A 17,967-nucleotide genomic window follows, 5' to 3' on the forward strand; every position below is an offset into this window, starting at 1 on the left:
CTGCGCCGAGGGCGCCCCGTTCATCGGAACGGGGCGCCCTCGGCATATCCGGTGGATCACCTCGTGTGGCAGGACATGCGGTAGTCGATCATCGGCTGGCGCACCGAGCGGAAATCCTTCAGCTCCTGCTGGTGGCCCTGCCGGTAGGCCTGCATTTCGGCCTTGCGCTGATCCTTCGGCATCCCTTTGACCTTGGCCAGCTCGGCGGCCAGATCCGGATGCGCCGCGAGGTACGACGCGACCTGCGGAGCGGTCTGGGCCTGCACCTGGGCGCGTGCCTGCGGATTGCACTGCGGCGCATCGGCCGAGGCGACGCCTGGGACGGCGAGGGCCAGGGCGGCGATGCCGGCGGTGCCGGCCAGCAGGGCGGCGACGGTTCGCTTCATACCGGTAACTCCATTCGTGACGGGACGTTGTCGAATGCCGAATCTGCGCCGCGAATCTGATAGGAGCCTGAAGACACCGAGTGGCGGCGGGTGATCTTCAGCCGATCCTCAGGTGGGACCGACGTGCCGCACAATGGTCGCCGATATCGGGCCCGTCGGCACGACCAGTTCGAACACCGCCCCCGAGTGACCCGGCGGCGGCGCAACGCAGCGCAGCTCGCCGCCATGGGCGCGGGCGATGCCGCGGGCGATCGCCAGACCCATACCGGCGCCGTCGCGGCGGCGGTCGCGGCCCGCGTCCAGCCGCACCAGGCGGTCGAAGATGCGGTCGCGGTCGGGGGCGGGGACTCCCGGGCCGGTATCGCTGACGCGGATCTCGGCGCGGGGCGCGCCGGTGACGTCGACGCCCTCGCCGACCGCGATGCCGATCGTCGCCCCGCCGGTCACCGCGGCGCACGCGTTGCTCAGCAGATTCACCAGGATCTGCCCGATCCGCTCCGGGTCGACCTCGGCCGGCACCGGTCGGCCGGTGAGCCGGAATTCGATGTCCGGGTGCAGGATTCGCATCCGATCCAGCTGAGACCGCGCGAGCTCGTAGAGGTCGGCCGGTTCGCGGTGCAGCGTCAGCCCGGCATCGATGCGCGCCATATCGAGCAAATCCTCGACCAGCCGCCCGGCCCGGTGGGCTTCGCGGACCAGTAGCAGGTACATTCGCTCGCGCTGTTCGGGATCGGTATCGGCGGGCTGGTGCAGGACCGCCTCCGCCATCGCCTTGATACCCGCGATGGGCGTGCGCAACTCGTGCGCGGCATCGCCGACGAAGGCGCGCATCTGTTGCTCGGAGGCCCGGGCGCGGGCTTCCGCTCCCTCGAGCGCGTCGAGCATGTCATCGAATGCCGCTGCGGTGCGACCCAATTCGGTATCGGTGCGGGCGGGGGAGAGCCGCCGACCGCGCCCGCCGCGGGCGATATCGCCGGCCAGGCGGGTCATCGAGTCCAGCGGTGCCAGCGCCTGCCGCAAACCGAACCACAGTGCGGCGGTGATCATCACGATCGCGGCCGCGGTGGTTCCGATCAGCACGCGACCCAGCCGGGCTCGCAGTTTCGCCGGGAGCGGGGTGTCGGCCTGCAGGGTGAGCCGGGCCCGCTCGAGCTGCCCGGTTCCGGCGAGGGTCACGGTCCGGGTCCGGACACCGTTGTCGGAGGGGTGTCCGGACGGCAGACTGCCGTAGACGCTGCCGTCGGCCAGGACCAGCCGGGCGCGCACCGAGCGGTTGTCCACGCGCATGATCAGCTCGGCGGGCGAGGTGTCCTGTACGGCGAGCCGGCGTGCCAGCTGGGCGCGATCGGTCAGGACGGTATCGGCGCTGCGCGCCACCACGACACCGAACAGGCTGTGTACGGCCAGCGCCACCGCGATCAACGCCAGTCCGGACACCGCGACGGCGGTGAGAACCACCCGGCGGCGCAGCGAGACGGTCGGTAGTCGCCGTGGTCGCGGGGTGTGGTCCGGGCCGTCGGTCGTCACGGCCGGCTCGCTCGCAGCGCGTAGCCCAGACCGCGCACGGTGTGCAGCAGGCGGGGCCCGTGCTCCTCCAGTTTGCGTCGCACCGCGCTGACGTACACCTCGACCAGATTCGGGTCGTAGTCCTCGTAACCCCATACGGCGGTGAGGATCTGGGTCTTGGTGACCACTCGATCGCGATGTGCGGCCAGATAGCTGAGCAGTTTGAACTCCGTCGCGGTCAGGGTGATCGGCGCACTGCCGCGCCGCACGGTGCCGGAGTCGGTCTCGACGACGAGATCGGCGATCGTGATGCGGTCGTGCAGCCGGCCCATCCGGCGCAGCAGCGCCTCGATGCGGGCCACCAGCTCGGCCAGATCGAAGGGTTTCACCACGTAATCGTCGGAGCCGGAACGCAAGCCGCGAACCCGGTCCGCCACCCCGTCGCGGGCGGTCACCATGACCACGCCCGCCCCGCTGCGCGCCCGCACCACCTCGAGCAGTCCGAAGCCGTCGCGGCCGGGCAGCATCACATCGAGCACTACGACATCGGGGCGGAACTGTTCCAGGTCGGCCTCGAGTCGTTCGCCGTGCTCGCGCGCCAGCACCTCGTGCCCGGCGGTGTGCACGGCCGCCGCGATCGCCGTGCGAATGGCGTCGGCGTCTTCGATCAGGAGGATGCGTCCGGGCTGCACCCGCACATTATTCGCCGCCCCGGCTGAGACCTGGCTGAAAGCCGCTCGAGAGTCTGCTTCGCGCTCGCTTCGCACGCCGGAATCTGTCGGTGGTCAGCGGTAGAGTCATATCGACTCGAACATCCGAAAGGTGTGGTGCACTTGGGAATTCGACGATTCATCGAACGGATGTCGAGGCGTCGTCATCGGGGTGACAACCCTCCGGAGGTCGGCAAGCGGGCCCGGCAGGTGGCTCGTGAGGTCGCGTCACTGCGGCGCGCGAACGAGCGATCGCGACCGCGGGAGGGCAATCCGTACGGGGAGGCGGGCACGCGCGGCATCGAGGGCTGAGGCGGCGCGAATCGGACCTGTCCGGTCACTTCGGGCAGGTCCGATTCGTCCCTTGTGCGAGGTCAGTGTGGCACGGCCACCGAGGCGACGAAGCGAGCCAGCTGTTCGTCGCTGATGTTGCGGGCCAGATCCGATTCGCAGATCATCCCGACCAGTCGTTTACCGGCGCGGGTGTCGATCACCGGCAGGCGTTTGATCCGGTGGCTCTCCATCAGGTCGAGAACATCGGTGACGGCGGCGTCGGCGTCGATCCAGTGGGGGGTGCCCTGCGCCAGATCGCCCGCGCGCACCCGGCTCGGGTCGTGGCCCTCGGCGATGCAGCCGACCACGATGTCGCGGTCGGTGAGCATGCCGATGAGCCGATCGTCGTTGCAGATCGGCAGCGCGCCGACATCCATATTCCGCATCAGTTGTGCGGCACGGTCGAGGGTTTCGTCGGCCGGGATACACGTCGCATCGAGATGCATGATGTCGCGGGCCTTCATTACCTCCACGGCGAACCTCCTGTCAGTTGCAGTGAGCCCGGACTTACGGCCGCTTCAATCGTGATCCACATCACAGGTGAGGTCAATGGCGCTGCGCCCACTGCTCCGGGACCGGGTGCGGGTATCCCGGTATCCCGCGGCGGCACCTACGATTCCTGTGCCGGGCCCGTCCCGGCCGCCGGACGTGGTTGTTGCTGACTATCGGGAGTGGGTGTCGCCGGATGGGACTGGCCGGATCGGTGCGAGCGACGGCCGGTGTGATGATCGCCGTGACCGCCGTGGCGCTGGCGGTGGCATGTTCGAGCGCGGACGCAGAGCCCACGCTCACCGTGGGCGCCGGCGATTCCGCGCAGTCGCGGATCATCGCCCAGATCTACGCTCAGGCGCTCGCCCGCGCGGGCACGCGCGCGGTCACCCGCGAACATCTCGGCCAGCGCGCCGACTACCTGGCCGCGCTGGACGCGGGCACGGTGACCGTGGTGGGTGACACCAGTGGCGATCTGCTCCGCGCCTTCGATTCGTCGTCCCGGGCGAGCGCGCCGGATCGAGCGGTCGCGGCGAAGATCGCCGACGACCGCACCCCGTCCACCCCGCCCACCGAGGCCGCCGCGCCGGGTGGTTCCGACGCGACACGGGTCGATTCGGTCGCCGAGGATCTCAGCCGGGCGGTGCCGGAGGGCCTGGCGATCTCCGACCTCGCCGATGCCACCGATCTGCGTCCCCAGCTGGCGCTCGCACCGTCCGCGGCCGCACGCTTCCCGGTCGACGCGACCGCGCTGGCCCCGCACTGTGCCGAACTGTCGGTCGGCATCGCGACCGGCCACGAATTGGACCCGCTGCGCATCGCGCCGGATCCACAACGCGATGTACTGACACCGCTGCACGAGGTCTACGGCTGCGACATCGTCCGCCACATCACCTTCGCCAGTGATTCGGACCTGCGAAAGGCCCTGCGCGAGGGACAGATCGACGCCGGTGTGTTCACCTCGGCGGTCGCGCTGCTGCCGGGCGGCCCCGGCGATCTGGCGGTGGTGGCCGATCCGTATTACGCCTTCCGTGCCCAGAACGTGATCCCCCTGCTGCGTCAGGGCGCGCTGGACCGTCGGCAACTCGAGAAACTCAACTATGTCGCCGGTGAGCTCACCGCGGCCGACTTCGCGGATCTGGTGCGCCGGGTCCGCGACGAACACGCACCGGCTGCCGAGGTGGCGCGGGCCTGGTTGGACGAGCACGCGCTCTGACCACCCCGGCCGCATCCGGCCCGCGGCCGTCGTTCATGATCAGGTTCTCTGGGAATTCGGGCGTACAGTGCGAATAGATCACCTGAGTGGGGGTCCGCATGGTCCTGGTCATCGCGTTGGGAGTGCTGGCCGCATTCTTGTTCGCCGCGGCCGGATATCTGCAGCAGCGCGCGGCGCGCACCGTGGTCGCCGAGCAACCCCGGGCGGCCCGGGTCTTCGGTATGACCACCCTGATGCAGCGCCTGCTGCGCAGCGGTACCTGGTTGCGCGGCTGGCTGACGAATCTGGCGGGTTTCCTGACCCAGGCGGCGGCCTTGCATCTGGGGTCGGTGGCCGCGGTTCAGCCGTTGATGTCGACCCAGCTGTTGTTCGCGGTCCCGCTCGAGGCCTTCGGCCGCAGGCGCCGGCCGCGCGGCCGCGATATCTGCTTCGCCCTGCTGGTCTGTGCCGGACTGGCGGTGCTGTTCGGTATCGGCGGCGTGGCGCCGCTGTCGGGTGAGCCCGACCGGGGCCGGGTGCTGCTGGCCACGTTCTCCGCGGCCGGGCTGGTGGCCCTGCTGGCCCTGATCAGTATTCGCTGCCCGATCTGGGTGGCGGCCAATCTGGTGGCGGTGGCGGCCGGCGTCTGTTTCGCCATGAGTGCGGTGTTCATGAAACTGACCACCGAGGATCTGCTGCATCGTGGCATCCCGGCCACCGCGGCGGACTGGCCCGGATATCTGCTGGCGGTCTCCACGCTCAGCGGGCTGCTGCTGGAGCAGACCGCCTTCGCCGCGGGGCCGTTGCCGTGGGCGATCGCGGCCATGAGCGTCACCAACCCCATCGTCAGCTATGTGGTCGGTGTGTTGGCCTTCCGCGTGGCCGTACCCCACGATCCCGGTTCCCTCGCGGCGGTGGCGGTGGCCGGCGCGCTGATCGCCGCGGGCATCGGCGGGCTCGCGCACTCGCCGCTGGCGCGCGCGTTCTATGCCGGTAACGAGGAGATAACCGATGAATCGCCAAGCCTGATGTCGTAAAAGGGTTGCGACGCATGTGTTATGACCATTGTGTGGGCAATCCGTCGCGTCCGGTGCTGTGGCGGGACTGTGTGGTCGGACTGGCCGTATTCGGGCTGTATCTGGCGGTGGATGCCCTGCACAGCCCGGCGCGTCGCGAATCGGCCGACCGTCATGCGCACCGCATCTTCGACCTCGAACAATGGCTCGACATCGACGTCGAGCGCCCGCTCAATCGCTGGCTGGAGTCACGCGAACTGCTGGCCACACTGGCCAATTACGAATACGCCTTCACCTACATCATCAGCGCCTTCGCGCTGCTGTTCTGGATGTATTTCCGCCGCCGCGCCGACTACCCTCGCGCCCGCGACTCGTTCCTGCTGCTGAACGTGCTGGCCATCGCCTGCTTCGCCGTCTTTCCGGTCACCCCGCCGCGGCTGCTGGCCGATCTGGGCTTCACCGATACCGTCGTCGCCGGCCACACCTGGGGCTCGTGGGGGTCATCGCTGGTTTCCGGGGCGAATCAACTCGCCGCGGTCCCGTCGTTGCATGTCGGCTGGGCGCTGTGGGTCAGCGTGGTGCTGGCCCGGGTCTCCGGCGGCTGGGCGATGCAGTTGCTCAGCGCCGCGCATGTCGGGCTCACCAGCTACGTGATCGTGGCGACCGCCAATCACTTCGTCCTGGACGCGGTGATCGCGGTGGCCTTCGTCGCGGTGAGTGTGCGGCTGGTCGATCGCTGGTACGCGCGTCCGCCCGCCGTCCCCCCGGCCGACGCGTTCTTCCTGCATATCGAGAAGTCCGGAATACCGCAGCAGGTCGGTGGGATGGTGGTGTTCGGACCCCGCGCCGACGGCGGGCCCACCCTGGCCGAGGTGCGCGATCTGGTGCGCGGTGAACTGCGTCATCTACCGCGATTCCAGCAGCGGCTGGACCAGCCGGGGCGGTGGCGCCGGGCGCGCTGGGTGGACAGTCCGGTGGATTGGGACTGGCATGTCACCGAGCGCACCGTCGAGACCGGATCACCGGAGGGATCTGGCGATCGTCCCGGGCGCGCCGGCGGTACCGGCCGATCCGAGGACGGCTTCTCGGCTTTCGACGTCGTGCCGGCCGGCGTCGCCGTCGGTCCCGGCGGCGGTGGCATCGAATCCGGTGTGGCCGAACCGCGGTGCCCGGCGGCCACCGAAGCGGTGGCGCGGCGGGTGGACGGAATCAGCCGGGTGGTCACCGATCTGGCGGCCGAGACACTGCCGAAGGATCGCCCGCTGTGGCGGTTGGTGCTGGTACGCGATCCGGCCGACGGCGCCATCGGAGTGGTGCTGCTGCTGCACCATGTGGTGGCCGACGGTATCGGTACGGTCCTGCAGGCGCTGCGACTGCTGCGCCCGACCATCGATCTGGCCGTGGCCGACCGCACACCACCCGGGTGGGCCACGACCGCCGTGGGTACGGTCGCCGGGCTGGCGCAGCTCGCGGCCGATGCGCGGCCCGGCGGCACCCTGCCCGGCGACTGCGTGCGGCGAGTGTTCACGGTCTGTTCGCTGGATCTGGAAACCGTTCGGGCGGTGGCGCGTTCGCATCGCGCCCGGGTCACCGATGTGCTGTTGTGTCTGACCGTCACCGCACTGCAGCGACTGCGTCCCGATCTGGGGGAACGGCTGCACGGAAGGATCCGGGTCGCGGTCCCGCTGATGGTGCGCGATCCGTCCTCGGGGGCGGAGGGCAATCTGACCGCCGCGGTGATGATCGATATCCCGCTGACCGCGATGAGCCCCCGCGACCGGCTCGCCGATATCCGCGCCCACAGCGACCGGCTGCATGCGGGAACCCGCGCGCTCGCCTCGCATTTCGTGATGGCGCAGGTACTCCGGCTGTTCCCGGAGCCCGCGGTCGGGGCGTTCGCGCGGTCGGTGTACGGCGGCCGGTTCTTCCACGCCATAGTGTCCAATATGGCCGGGCCCGAGATCGCGATGACTTTCGCGAATATGCCTATCACCCAGGTCTTTCCGATTCTTCCGGCCGCACCGGGGGTGCCCGTGGTGGCCGGTGTGCTGAGCTGGCACGGGGAGCTGGGAATCGGGCTCTCGGTGGATCCGGCGATACTCGACGCCGCCACGGTCGCGGCCGAGTTGCCCGGTGTGCTGGCCGAACTCGCCGACCCCACGTTCGTGGCCGAATAGCGCCCGGAGGCAGGATCCGGCGAGTAGTCTTCGACCAGTTGATCACGGAGCCGACCGTTACCCGAGGGAGGCCGAATCATGTTCGACCGGATCGCGTCGAAAGCGCTTGTGGCGTGTGCCCTTACCGCGCTGCTGGCCACCACCGCCGCCTGCGGGAGTGACGATTCCGGCGACAAGGCCGCATCGTCGTCGAATTCCGGCGCGCCCACGGTCACCCAGGCGGTCACCGTCAACTTCGAGAAGTTCTTCGACGGCGCCACCTCGGCGGATCAGAAGATCGCGCTGCTGGAGAACGGCGCCGCGTTCTCCGACGCCATCAGGGCCCAAGCCGATTCCCCGCTGGCCAAATCGGCGTCCGCCAAGGTCACCACGGTGGCCAGTACGAGTACCGATCACGCCGATGTGACTTTCGACGTGTTGTTCAACGGCACACCCGCGCTGTCCGGTCAGCAGGGGTCGGCGGTCTACACCGACGGCACCTGGAAGGTGACGGCTTCGACCTTCTGCGCGCTGCTCACCCTGGAGGGGGCGGCGCCGCCGGTCTGTGGCGCGCCCGCACCGGCCCCCGGCGCGAGTCCGGCGCCCGGCGCGGCACCGCCGCCCACCGTCGTTCCGACACCGACCAGCTGAGGTCTCGATGACGTCGTCGAGCCGGTGGGGTACCGGATCGCGCCGACCGCATCGCGGTAGTGCCTCCGCCGCAACGAATCCCACGGTGAATGCGCCCGGCGCGGTCGCGCCGGCGACCGGGGACGGCGCATCGGCGGGCGGAACCCGGCGACCCTATGTCGCGCTGGCGGTGGTCACCGCGGTGCTGTTCGTGACCTTCCTCGACACCACCATCGTCAGCGTCGCACTCGGCGATATCCAGTCCGATGTGCATGCCGGGGTGGTGTCGCTGCAGTGGGTGGTCAACGCCTACACGCTGGTCTTCGCGAGCCTGATGCTCACCGCCGGCACTCTCGGCGACCGGTGGGGCCGCAAACGCGTGATGGTCGGCGGGCTCGTCGTGTTCTGTATCGGCTCGGTGCTGTCGGCGCTGGCCGGTGGCGTCTCGCTGCTGATCGCGGGGCGCGCGGTGATGGGTGTCGGTGCGGCGGCCTCGGAACCGGGCACGCTGTCGGTGATCCGGCACATCTTCCCGGATCGCGGTGCCCGAGCCAAGGCGCTGGGCGCCTGGGCGGCGGTGTCGGGGCTGGCCCTGGCGTTGGGGCCGGTGATCGGCGGTGTGCTGGTCGGCGCCTTCGGCTGGCGCTCGATCTTCTGGTTCAACCTGATCGTCGGCGTGGTCGTGCTGGCGGCCGCGCTGAAATTCGTTCCGGAGAGCGCCGATCCGCAGCCGGGTCCGGTCGACTGGGCCGGATTCGTCCTGGGCGCCACCTTTCTCGGATGCGTGATCTACGCGGCCATCTCCGGTGAGCAGGTGGGCTACTCGTCCGCCTCGGTGATCACGCTGTTCGTGATCGGCGCGCTCGCGTTCGTCGCGTTCCTGTGGGTCGAGACGCGTGCGCCCAACCCGATGTTCGACTTCCACTATCTGGAGCGTCCGCTGGTACGCAGCGCGCTGGTGGTCGCCTTCGCGGTCTACTTCGGGATCTTCTCGATCTTCTTCTTCACCGCGCTGTATCTCCAAGAGGTGGTGAGCTATTCGGGCTGGCGGACCGCGGCGGTCTTCGGCCCGATGGCGGTGGCGATCATCGCCGGATCACTGATCTCCGGCTTCTGGGTGGCGCTGCGTGGATCCCGTACGCCGATGATCGCCGGCTGTGTGCTGGGTGCGGCGGGAATTCTGCTCACCCGTCACTTCCTGGGCGTCACGGTCGAATTCACGCCGCTGGCGCTGGCGCTGATGCTGGCCGGACTCGGTTTCGGTATCGCCGTGGTACCACTGACCTCGGCGGTACTGTCCGGCGTTCCGGCCGAACATTCCGGTATGGCGGCCGCGGCCACCAACACCATGCGACAGGTCGGTGCGGTCGTCGGTGTGGCCGCGCTGGGCTCGCTGGTGAACTCCTTCCTCAATTCCGATCTGCGGGATCGGTTGCGGCAGATCGGGGTTCCGGCCAACTTCCAGGCCATCGTGATCGACGCCATCGAGACCGGCAATGTCCCGGCCGGTGGTGACGCCGCGGCCTCGGCGGCTTATGGACCCATCGTGAATCGGGTCATCAACGCCACCTACGAGGCGTTCCACCGCGGACTCGAGGTGGCGCTGCTGGTGTCTGCGATCATGATCCTGCTCGCCGCCGTCGTCACCGCGGTATGGCTGCCGCGTCGCGGGGACCGTGCCGGGTACGTGCACGAGGACTGATCTCGCCGTGTCATGGGGCCGCACCGCCGCCGATCCGCCGCTCACGCGGGCAGGGTGCTGCCGTCCGCCGATTCGGCCAGCCATTCGGCCAGCGCCGGATGCATGGCCAGTGCCGGTAGCGCGCCGACCAGGGTATCGATCAGTTCGGTGCGGCCGATCGTCTCCTCGCGCAACCAGATCAGGGTGGTTTCCTCGACGAAGGCGATCCAGCCGCGGAACACCAGCCGCAGCCGGGGCAGTTCGGGATCGTCGGGGGTCAACGGTGTTTCGGTGAGGATCCGGTCGACGATGGCGTCGCGGGTGGCATCGGCCAGGGCCAGCAGTTCCGGGCTGCCGCTGGCGGGGCCGCGCAGCAGGCCCTGATAGGAGATACGGTTCTCGCTGACGTAGTCGACGTAGCGCTCGACCGCATCGTGCAGCATCCCCAGCAGGCCGAGACTGCGATCGGGCATGGTCCGGGCCAGCAACTCCTCGTTGGCGCGGCGGACGATGGCGCGCTGGAAGTCCTGTTTCGAGGCGAAGTAGTGGAACAGCAGGCCCCGGGAGATCCCCGCCTGCCGGGCGATCTCCCCGATGGAGATGTCCTCGAGCGTGCGGTCGCGCAACATGTTCACGCCGAGGGTGACCAGCTGTTCCCGGCGCTCGTCCGGGCTCAGCCGCACCCTTTTGGTTCCGGGACCGTTGTCACTCACGGATCTCATCTTACTGAACGGTAGTCAATACTGTTGACTCGCGCTCAATAAGACCGTAGGCTTTAGTACATGAGTCGTAGGGTTACAGACAACGGCCGCGGCGCTGCGTCCGAAGGCGGTGGCGAAGCTGCGCCCGCTCGTCATGTGCGCACCTTGATCGTCGGCAGCGGATTCTCCGGGCTCGGGCTGGCCATCCGGCTGAGCCAGCAGGGGCGCGACGACTATCTCGTACTCGAGCGCGGCAACGATGTCGGCGGTACCTGGCGGGACAACACCTACCCGGGTGCGGCCTGCGATGTGCCCTCACAGCTGTATTCGTATTCGTTCGCGCTCAACCCGGACTGGTCCCGGTCGTTCTCCAAGCAGCCGGAGATCCAGGCCTACATCCAGGGCGTGGCCGACCGCTACGGGGTGCGCGACAAGCACCTGTTCGATTGCGAGATGACCGGCGCGCGCTGGAACGACGAAGTGGCCCGCTGGGAGGTGCAGACCAGCCGGGGTGCCTTCACCGCCGATGTCCTGGTCTCCGCCGTCGGTGCGCTGTGTGAGCCGAATCTGCCGGATATCAAGGGCATCAGCGGTTTCGAAGGGCAGATCTTCCACTCCGCGCGCTGGGATCACGACGCCGATCTGACGGGTAAGCGGGTCGCGGTGATCGGCACCGGAGCCTCGGCCATTCAGATCGTGCCCTCGATCGCGCCGAAGGTCGCCCGCCTGGACCTCTATCAGCGCACCGCGCCCTGGCTGCTGCCGCGAATGGACCGTCAGTACACGCGGGCCGAGCGGCTGGCGTTCAAATACGTTCCGGGCGTGCAGAAGTTGTCCCGCGCGGCCATCTACGCCGCCCGGGAGACGCAGGTCGTCGGACTGGCCAAGTTCCCGCCCGCGATGCTGGCGTTCGAAGGGCTCGCCCGGCTCAAGCTGCGGCTCGAGGTGTCCGACGCGACGTTGCGCGAGAAGGTGACGCCGAACTTCCGCATCGGCTGTAAGCGCATGCTGATCTCGAACGAGTACTACCCGGCGCTGGGACGCGACAACGTCGATGTCGTCACCGACGGTATCCGCGAGGTCCGCGCGAACTCGATCGTCACCGCCGACGGCACCGAGCGCGAGGTCGACGCCATCATCGTGGCCACCGGCTTCCACGTCACCGATTCGCCGGTGTACGAGACCATCTCCGGTCGTGACGGGCGCACCCTCACCGAACTCTTCGACGAGGTCGGCCAGCAGGGCTACAAGGGCGCGGCCATCCACAACTTCCCGAATATGTTCTTCATGCTCGGGCCGAACGTGGGCCTGGGCCACACCTCGATGGTGTACATGATCGAATCGCAGATCAACTACGTCGCCGACGCCATCGCCACCGTCGACCAGCGCGGACTGCGCACAGTCGAGGTGCGAAAAGACGTGCAGGACAAGTACAACCGCGACCTGCAGGACAGCATGGCCGCCAGTGTCTGGCTCAACGGCGGCTGCGCCAGCTGGTACCTGGACAAGCACGGCAACAACACCACGCTGTGGCCCGATTTCACCTTCCGCTTCCGTAAGCTGACCGAGAAATTCGATGTCGCGGCGTACGAGACGACCCAATCGACCGACGAGGCCGCGCGGCCCGATCTGAAAGTGGTGGCAACACAGTGAGCAATGACGCTTACTTCACGGGCAAGGTTTGTGTGATCACGGGCGCCGGGTCGGGCATCGGCCGGGCACTGGCCGAGAATCTGGCCCGCCGGGGCGCGAAACTCGCGCTGTCCGATATCGATTCCGAAGGCTTGGCCGAGACGGTCCGACGCGTCGAAGCGCTGGGTGCCCAGGTCAAATCCGATCGGCTCAACGTGGCCGAGCGCGAGGCCGTCCTGCTCTACGCCGACGAGGTGAAAAAGCATTTCGGTGTCGTGCACCAGATCTACAACAACGCCGGTATCGCCTTCCACGGCGAGGTCAACGAGTCCCAGTTCAAGGACTTCGAGCGTGTCATGGATGTCGACTTCTGGGGAGTCGTCAACGGCACCAAGGCTTTCCTGCCCTACCTCATCGAATCCGGCGACGGTCACGTGATCAACGTGTCGTCGCTGTTCGGTCTGATCGCGGTGCCGAGTCAGAGTGCCTACAACGCGGCGAAGTTCGCGGTGCGCGGTTTCACCGAATCGCTGCGTCAGGAGATGCTGGGCGGTAAGAAGCCGGTCAAGGTCACCTGTGTGCATCCGGGCGGTATCAAGACCGCGGTGGCGCGCAACGCCACCTACGCCGAGGGGCTCGACGCGAATCAGCTCTCCGCCTTCTTCGACAAGAAGCTCGCCATGCACACCCCGGAGATGGCCGCGCAGACCATCACCGAGGGCGTGCGCAAGGGGCACGGCCGGGTGCTGATCGGCTGGGAGGCGAAGGCGCTGGATCTGTTCGTGCGCACCACGGGCTCCTACTATCAGCGCATCGCCAGCATCGTCAACAGCCGGTTCATGCCCTGAGCCGCGAGTGAATGACGCTGTGATGCCTGGTTTTTCGAAAGCGTTGTCCATGCCCTTGCCGATCGCACGGGCCGTCCTGCATCCGATGTTCCGGTATGCCATGCACAGCCGGCTGCCCTTCACCCTGCAGCGGGCGCTGCTCGATGCCGGTTCCGTGCTGCAGCTCCTACCGAGCGGGACCCGGGTGGACCGGATGCGACTGGGTGGACGCTCCGCCGAGCGGGTGACCGCGGCCGGTGCGACCGGCTCGGGCGCGGTGCTGTATCTGCACGGCGGTGGCTACACCATCGGATCCCCGGCCACCCATCGGTCGCTGGCGGGACATCTGGCACGCGATATCGGCTGTCCGGTCTACGTCCCGGACTACCGGCTCGCGCCGGAACACCCCTATCCGGCCGCGCTCGATGACGCCGAGGCGGCATTCCTGGAGTTGGTGTCGACCGGGTTGGCCCCCGAGCAGATCGCGATCTCCGGTGATTCGGCCGGTGGCGGCTTGTCGCTGGCGCTCGCGCAGCGGTTGCGGGATCGGCACGGTATCCGGCCCGCGGGCCTCGGCCTGATCGCGCCGTGGGCGGATCCGAACGAGCTGCCGAGTCGCGCGCGGGATCTGGTGATCAATACGCCGTGGTCGCGGATGTGCGCGGCCGCGTACCTCGGTGACGGCGATCCGCTGGATTCGGGTTACGCACCGCTGCTGGGTGTGCTGCGCGGCCTGCCGGTCATCTATGTCCAGGTCGATGCCGGGGAGTTGCTGCACGATCAGTGCGAGCGGCTGGTGGAGGCGCTGCGTGTGGCCGAGGTGCCGGTTCGGTTCTCGGTGACCCACGGCCTCTGGCATGTTTCCCAGCTGCAGGCATCGCTGGTACAGCCCGCGGCGGCCGCCGCTCGTGAGCTGGCGCAGTTCCTCGGCGAATCGCTGCAACCAGCGCAAATTCGATCCATAGGATAGAAGTCGGTCGGACCGGTTCCGCCCGCCGCATCCGCGTCGACACGTCGACCGGGCGGCCGGGCGGAGCCTGCTGTTGTGGCTGGCGTAAATTACTGGCGAGTAGACCACGTGGAAGGGCACCGATGCGAGAGTTCGAAGTCCCGGCTACCTACACCATCCCCGAAGACGCCAATATGTCCGATGGCGCCTTCCGGCACGCCGAGCGCACGCCCGGCCTGGTGGTGTTCAACAGGCCGGACGGCAAGGGCGGTTGGACTGATGTCACCGCCGCGGAGTTCGCGAAGCACGTCACCGCGGTGGCCAAGGGACTGATCGCCTCCGGGATCGAACTCGGTGACCGGGTCGCCATCCTGGCCTCGACCCGCTACGAGTGGGTGGTGCTGGACTTCGCGATCTGGGCCGCCGGCGGCTGCACGGTAGCGATCTTCGACAGTTCCTCCGCCGAGCAGGCGCGCTGGATCCTGTCCGATTCGGGCACCAAGCTGATCGTGGTCGAGAACGCCCGGCACCGCGCCACCATCGCCGAGATCGAGGACGGCCTGCCGGAACTGGGTGAGCCGCTGGTGATCGACGCCGGCGCCATCGACACCCTGGTCACCCGGGGCGCCGAACTCGCCGACGAGGCCGTGCACGAACGGCGCAAGCAGGTCAAGGCCGCTTCCCCGGCATCGCTGATCTACACCTCCGGCACCACGGGACGGCCCAAGGGCGTCATGCTCTCCCATGCCAACCTCTACGCCGAGTCCGCCGCCGACCGCGCCGCGATGCCGCAGTTCCTCAAGCCGGGCCATCGCTCGCTGCTGTTCCTGCCGCTGGCGCACGTATTCGCCCGCGCGGTGGCGCTGGCCGCTTTCGACGCCGGCGTCACCGTGGCCCACACCGCCGACTGGTCGACGCTGGTCGAGCAGTTCGGCGAATACAAGCCGGACTTCATCCTCTCGGTGCCGCGCGTGTTCGAAAAGGTCTTCAACGGCGCCAAGCAGAAGGCACACGACGGCGGCAAGGGCAAGATCTTCGATCTGGCCGCGGAAACCGCCGTGGAGTACAGCCAGGCGCTCGACAACGGCGGCCCGGGGCTGGTGCTCAAGCTCAAGCACACCCTGTTCGACAAGCTGGTCTACGGCAAGTTGCGCGAGGCGATGGGCGGGCGCTGCAAGTCCGCGGTATCCGGCGGCGGCCCGCTGGGCGCGCGGCTCGGGCACTTCTTCCGCGGTGTCGGCGTCACCATCTACGAGGGTTACGGCCTGACCGAGAGCACCGCCGCGGTGTCGGTGAACACCCCCGACCATCTGAAGGTCGGTTCGGTGGGCCGCCCGCTCGGCGGTCACGCCGCCAAGGTGGCCGACGACGGTGAACTGCTGCTGCGTGGCCCGGTCGTCTTCGCCGGCTACTGGAACAACCCCACCGCCACCGAGGACGCCTTCGCCGACGGCTGGTTCAAGACCGGCGACCTCGGCGCGATCGACGATCAGGGCTTCGTCACGATCACCGGTCGTAAGAAGGAAATCATCGTCACCGCAGGCGGTAAGAACGTCTCCCCGGGAATGCTCGAGGACTCACTGCGCTCACATCCGCTGATCAGCCAGGTGATGGTGGTCGGCGACGGCAAGCCGTTCGTGGGCGCGCTGATCACCCTCGATCCGGAGGCGCTGCCGGGCTGGCAGACTCGCAACAACGTGCCCGCCGACACCCCGATCGAGAAGCTGATCGAACTGCCGGAACTGAACGCCGAGATCGACAAGGCGGTCAAGGACACCAACAAGCTGGTCTCCCACGCCGAGGCGATCAAGAAGATCCGCATCCTGCCGGTCGACTGGACCGAGGACAGCGGTGAACTCACCCCGAAGATGTCGCTCAAGCGCAATGTGGTGATGAAGAACTACGCGAGCGAGGTCGAGGCGATCTACAGCTGATCGTCGCGTCGCTTCCGGCCCGCCTTCTTCGCGAAGGCGGGCCATCGGCGTTCTCGGGCATGCGACGATATCGGCTGCACGCGATGATTTCCGCCGGTTGCCGTCGTCTCATCTGCAGGGCCGCGGCCACCGGTCACCGGCCCGTATCCACTGCGGAGGAGGCAACCGTGAAATCAGCTACCACCTACCTGATGTTCGAAGGCGATGCCGAGGAGGCGTTCGGCTTCTACCAGTCCGTTCTCGGTGGCGAACTGCAGATGGTTCGCTACGGCGAAATGGGTGACGGCGGTGGGGGCGATCTGCCCCCCGAGGTCGCGAAGCGCATCGCCAATGCCGCGCTGACCTGGCGTGCGGATCAGATGATCATGGGCTCGGACTGTCCGCCCGACCAGCGGGTCAACCACGCCGACCCGGCCTTCAGCGTATGCCTGGACGTCGACGATCAGGCCGAGGCCGAGCGGATTTTCACCGGGCTGTCGGCCGGCGGTCAGGTATCGATGCCGCTGGGCAAGACCGAATGGGCCGAACTGTTCGGCATGGTCACCGACAAATACTCGGTGCCGTGGATGATCAACCTGTACGGCGGCGAATAGGGTTTCTCGCAGGTTTCGAGTACCCGCCGCATGGCTCGGGACATGCGGCGGGCGGTGGTGTGTTCAGTAGGGGGCGGGTTTGTTCGACCGAGCCCACGTCTTTTCGGCTTCGGATCCCGCGTCCGGCGGGAACAATCCGGCGATCATCCACAGATCCCGCGGGGATTCGTAGGTGTGGAATTCCCAATGTAGTCCGCGATCGCGGGTGTAGGGCTCCATGATCGCGTTCAGCCGCAGCGTCGATCGCCTACGCATATCCGGATCGTCGAGATGCCGGGCCAGATGTTCGACCACGATCCGCACGGTGTCGCGCGCCGGCTCACCGCCCACGAAATACGACGATTCCTCGAGTTCCCGGAACAGTACGACGACATAGAACTCGGGCAGTCCGAAGCTGGTGTAGAGCGCGGTGATATCCCGGGCGAAATCTTGTTTATCCTTGTCGGAGTAGGTATTCGCCGGATGGTAGATATGCCAGAGAGGCATCGGTTCGTCCTTTCGCCGTCGCTGATCTATCGGGGGATGGTGAGTGCCAGCCCGTCGACGGGACCCGACAGCGCGGCCTTCACCCGTCGGGTTATCTCGTCGACGAGCACCTCGTGGTCGCCGCGCTCCAGGCCGTCGAATACGGCTTCGGCGACGCGAGCCGGGGAGATCTTGTCGACGGTCAGCCGTTCGACCATCTCGGTATCGGCGAATCCCAGATGTACGCCGACCACCTGGGTGTGCTGTGCGGCGAGTTCCAGCCGCAGTGAATTGGTCAGTGACCACAGCGCCGCTTTGGACGCGCCGTAGGCCGCCGCCCCCGCACCCCACGACAGCACCGAATGAATATCGATCAGCGCACCGCCGCCGCGGGCCGCCAGCGTCGGCGCGAAGGCCTGAGCGATCCGCAGCGGCCCGAAGACGTTGGTGTCGAATGTGGTTCGGACGTCGGCCATCTCGGTGGTCAGCAGCGGCGCCGGCAGCAGGACGCCGGCATTGTTGACCACGATGTCGACATCGGTCGCCCGTTGCGCCGCGGCCGCCACCGATTCCGGATCGGTGACATCCAGGGCGAGTACCTCGATCCGCGAATCGGGGTCCGGATGCGGAGTTCGCGCGGCGGCGTAGACCTTCGCCGCGCCGCGCCGGAGTAGTTCGTCCACGAACGCCTTGCCCAGTCCGCGACGGCCACCGGTGACGATTGCGACCGCGCCTTCGATGTCGACCATGTACTTCCCTTCGGA

General features: G+C 67.9%; 18 protein-coding genes. 11 read left to right on the plus strand and 7 right to left on the minus strand.

Annotated elements, in window-relative coordinates; all coding sequences use genetic code 11:
* Window positions 1–56: 56 nt before the first annotated feature.
* From LKD76_RS07190 to LKD76_RS07200, 3 genes are all read right to left on the minus strand, one after another.
* The gene (locus LKD76_RS07190; RefSeq protein WP_227980223.1) at window positions 57–386 is read right to left on the minus strand and encodes a hemophore-related protein; all 330 of its coding nucleotides are present in this window, start codon (window positions 384–386) and stop codon (window positions 57–59) included.
* A 108-nt stretch (window positions 387–494) separates the two neighbouring features.
* Window positions 495–1,913 (minus strand): sensor histidine kinase, encoded by a 1,419-nt coding sequence (locus LKD76_RS07195; RefSeq protein ID WP_227980225.1) that lies wholly within the window; start codon window positions 1,911–1,913, stop codon window positions 495–497.
* Window positions 1,910–2,584: a response regulator transcription factor gene (locus LKD76_RS07200; protein WP_227980226.1), complete on the minus strand. Its 675-nt coding sequence runs from the start codon at window positions 2,582–2,584 to the stop codon at window positions 1,910–1,912. Before LKD76_RS07200 ends, LKD76_RS07195 begins: the two co-directional genes overlap by 4 nt.
* Before the next feature lie 141 nt (window positions 2,585–2,725).
* On the opposite strand from LKD76_RS07200, the gene LKD76_RS07205 reads away from it, so the two are divergent.
* Window positions 2,726–2,914, plus strand: a complete 189-nt coding sequence (locus tag LKD76_RS07205) for a hypothetical protein (protein ID WP_227980228.1) — start codon at window positions 2,726–2,728, stop codon at window positions 2,912–2,914.
* Between the two features lie 62 nt (window positions 2,915–2,976).
* Here the strand turns inward: LKD76_RS07205 and LKD76_RS07210 are convergent, their stop codons facing one another.
* Window positions 2,977–3,399, minus strand: coding sequence for a CBS domain-containing protein (locus tag LKD76_RS07210; protein WP_227985133.1), 423 nt, complete (start codon window positions 3,397–3,399; stop codon window positions 2,977–2,979).
* A gap of 221 nt (window positions 3,400–3,620) precedes the next feature.
* On the opposite strand from LKD76_RS07210, the gene LKD76_RS07215 reads away from it, so the two are divergent.
* The 5 genes from LKD76_RS07215 (at window position 3,621) to LKD76_RS07235 (ending at window position 10,123) form a co-directional block, all read left to right on the plus strand.
* Window positions 3,621–4,640 (plus strand): glycine betaine ABC transporter substrate-binding protein, encoded by a 1,020-nt coding sequence (locus tag LKD76_RS07215; protein ID WP_227980230.1) that lies wholly within the window; start codon window positions 3,621–3,623, stop codon window positions 4,638–4,640.
* A gap of 98 nt (window positions 4,641–4,738) precedes the next feature.
* On the plus strand, window positions 4,739–5,656 hold the full coding sequence (locus tag LKD76_RS07220) for a DMT family transporter (protein WP_227980231.1): 918 nt from the start codon (window positions 4,739–4,741) through the stop codon (window positions 5,654–5,656).
* A 32-nt stretch (window positions 5,657–5,688) separates the two neighbouring features.
* Window positions 5,689–7,812, plus strand: coding sequence for a bifunctional phosphatase PAP2/O-acyltransferase family protein (locus LKD76_RS07225; protein WP_227980232.1), 2,124 nt, complete (start codon window positions 5,689–5,691; stop codon window positions 7,810–7,812).
* A gap of 78 nt (window positions 7,813–7,890) precedes the next feature.
* Window positions 7,891–8,442: an MTB12 C-terminal domain-containing protein gene (locus tag LKD76_RS07230; protein ID WP_227980234.1), complete on the plus strand. Its 552-nt coding sequence runs from the start codon at window positions 7,891–7,893 to the stop codon at window positions 8,440–8,442.
* 85 nt (window positions 8,443–8,527) lie between these two features.
* A complete protein-coding gene (locus tag LKD76_RS07235) occupies window positions 8,528–10,123 on the plus strand; it encodes an MFS transporter (RefSeq protein WP_227980235.1) in 1,596 nt (531 codons plus the stop codon).
* Window positions 10,124–10,164: 41 nt separating this feature from the next.
* Here the strand turns inward: LKD76_RS07235 and LKD76_RS07240 are convergent, their stop codons facing one another.
* On the minus strand, window positions 10,165–10,824 hold the full coding sequence (locus tag LKD76_RS07240) for a TetR/AcrR family transcriptional regulator (RefSeq protein ID WP_227980237.1): 660 nt from the start codon (window positions 10,822–10,824) through the stop codon (window positions 10,165–10,167).
* A 60-nt stretch (window positions 10,825–10,884) separates the two neighbouring features.
* Between LKD76_RS07240 and LKD76_RS07245 the strand changes: the two genes are divergently transcribed.
* The 5 genes from LKD76_RS07245 to LKD76_RS07265 all read left to right on the plus strand — a co-directional run bounded on the left by LKD76_RS07245 (window position 10,885) and on the right by LKD76_RS07265 (window position 16,738).
* Window positions 10,885–12,456 (plus strand): flavin-containing monooxygenase, encoded by a 1,572-nt coding sequence (locus LKD76_RS07245; protein WP_227980239.1) that lies wholly within the window; start codon window positions 10,885–10,887, stop codon window positions 12,454–12,456.
* Complete coding sequence (locus LKD76_RS07250) at window positions 12,453–13,283, plus strand: SDR family NAD(P)-dependent oxidoreductase (protein ID WP_227980240.1); 831 nt, start codon at window positions 12,453–12,455, stop codon at window positions 13,281–13,283. The genes LKD76_RS07245 and LKD76_RS07250 overlap by 4 nt, the downstream gene beginning before the upstream one ends.
* A 49-nt stretch (window positions 13,284–13,332) precedes the next feature.
* Window positions 13,333–14,232: an alpha/beta hydrolase gene (locus LKD76_RS07255; RefSeq protein WP_227980242.1), complete on the plus strand. Its 900-nt coding sequence runs from the start codon at window positions 13,333–13,335 to the stop codon at window positions 14,230–14,232.
* A 122-nt stretch (window positions 14,233–14,354) separates the two neighbouring features.
* The gene (locus LKD76_RS07260) at window positions 14,355–16,145 is read left to right on the plus strand and encodes an AMP-dependent synthetase/ligase (protein WP_227980244.1); all 1,791 of its coding nucleotides are present in this window, start codon (window positions 14,355–14,357) and stop codon (window positions 16,143–16,145) included.
* Between the two features lie 167 nt (window positions 16,146–16,312).
* The gene (locus LKD76_RS07265) at window positions 16,313–16,738 is read left to right on the plus strand and encodes a VOC family protein (RefSeq protein WP_227980245.1); all 426 of its coding nucleotides are present in this window, start codon (window positions 16,313–16,315) and stop codon (window positions 16,736–16,738) included.
* A 63-nt stretch (window positions 16,739–16,801) separates the two neighbouring features.
* On the opposite strand, the gene LKD76_RS07270 is transcribed toward LKD76_RS07265, so the two are convergent.
* Together LKD76_RS07270 and LKD76_RS07275 are read right to left on the minus strand one after the other, a co-directional pair.
* Window positions 16,802–17,224, minus strand: coding sequence for a tautomerase family protein (locus LKD76_RS07270; protein ID WP_227980246.1), 423 nt, complete (start codon window positions 17,222–17,224; stop codon window positions 16,802–16,804).
* Window positions 17,225–17,250: 26 nt separating this feature from the next.
* Complete coding sequence (locus LKD76_RS07275) at window positions 17,251–17,952, minus strand: SDR family oxidoreductase (protein ID WP_227980247.1); 702 nt, start codon at window positions 17,950–17,952, stop codon at window positions 17,251–17,253.
* Between the last annotated feature and the right edge of the window lie 15 nt (window positions 17,953–17,967).

The sequence above is a fragment of the Nocardia spumae genome (assembly GCF_020733635.1).
Classification (GTDB): Bacteria; Actinomycetota; Actinomycetes; order Mycobacteriales; family Mycobacteriaceae; genus Nocardia; species Nocardia spumae.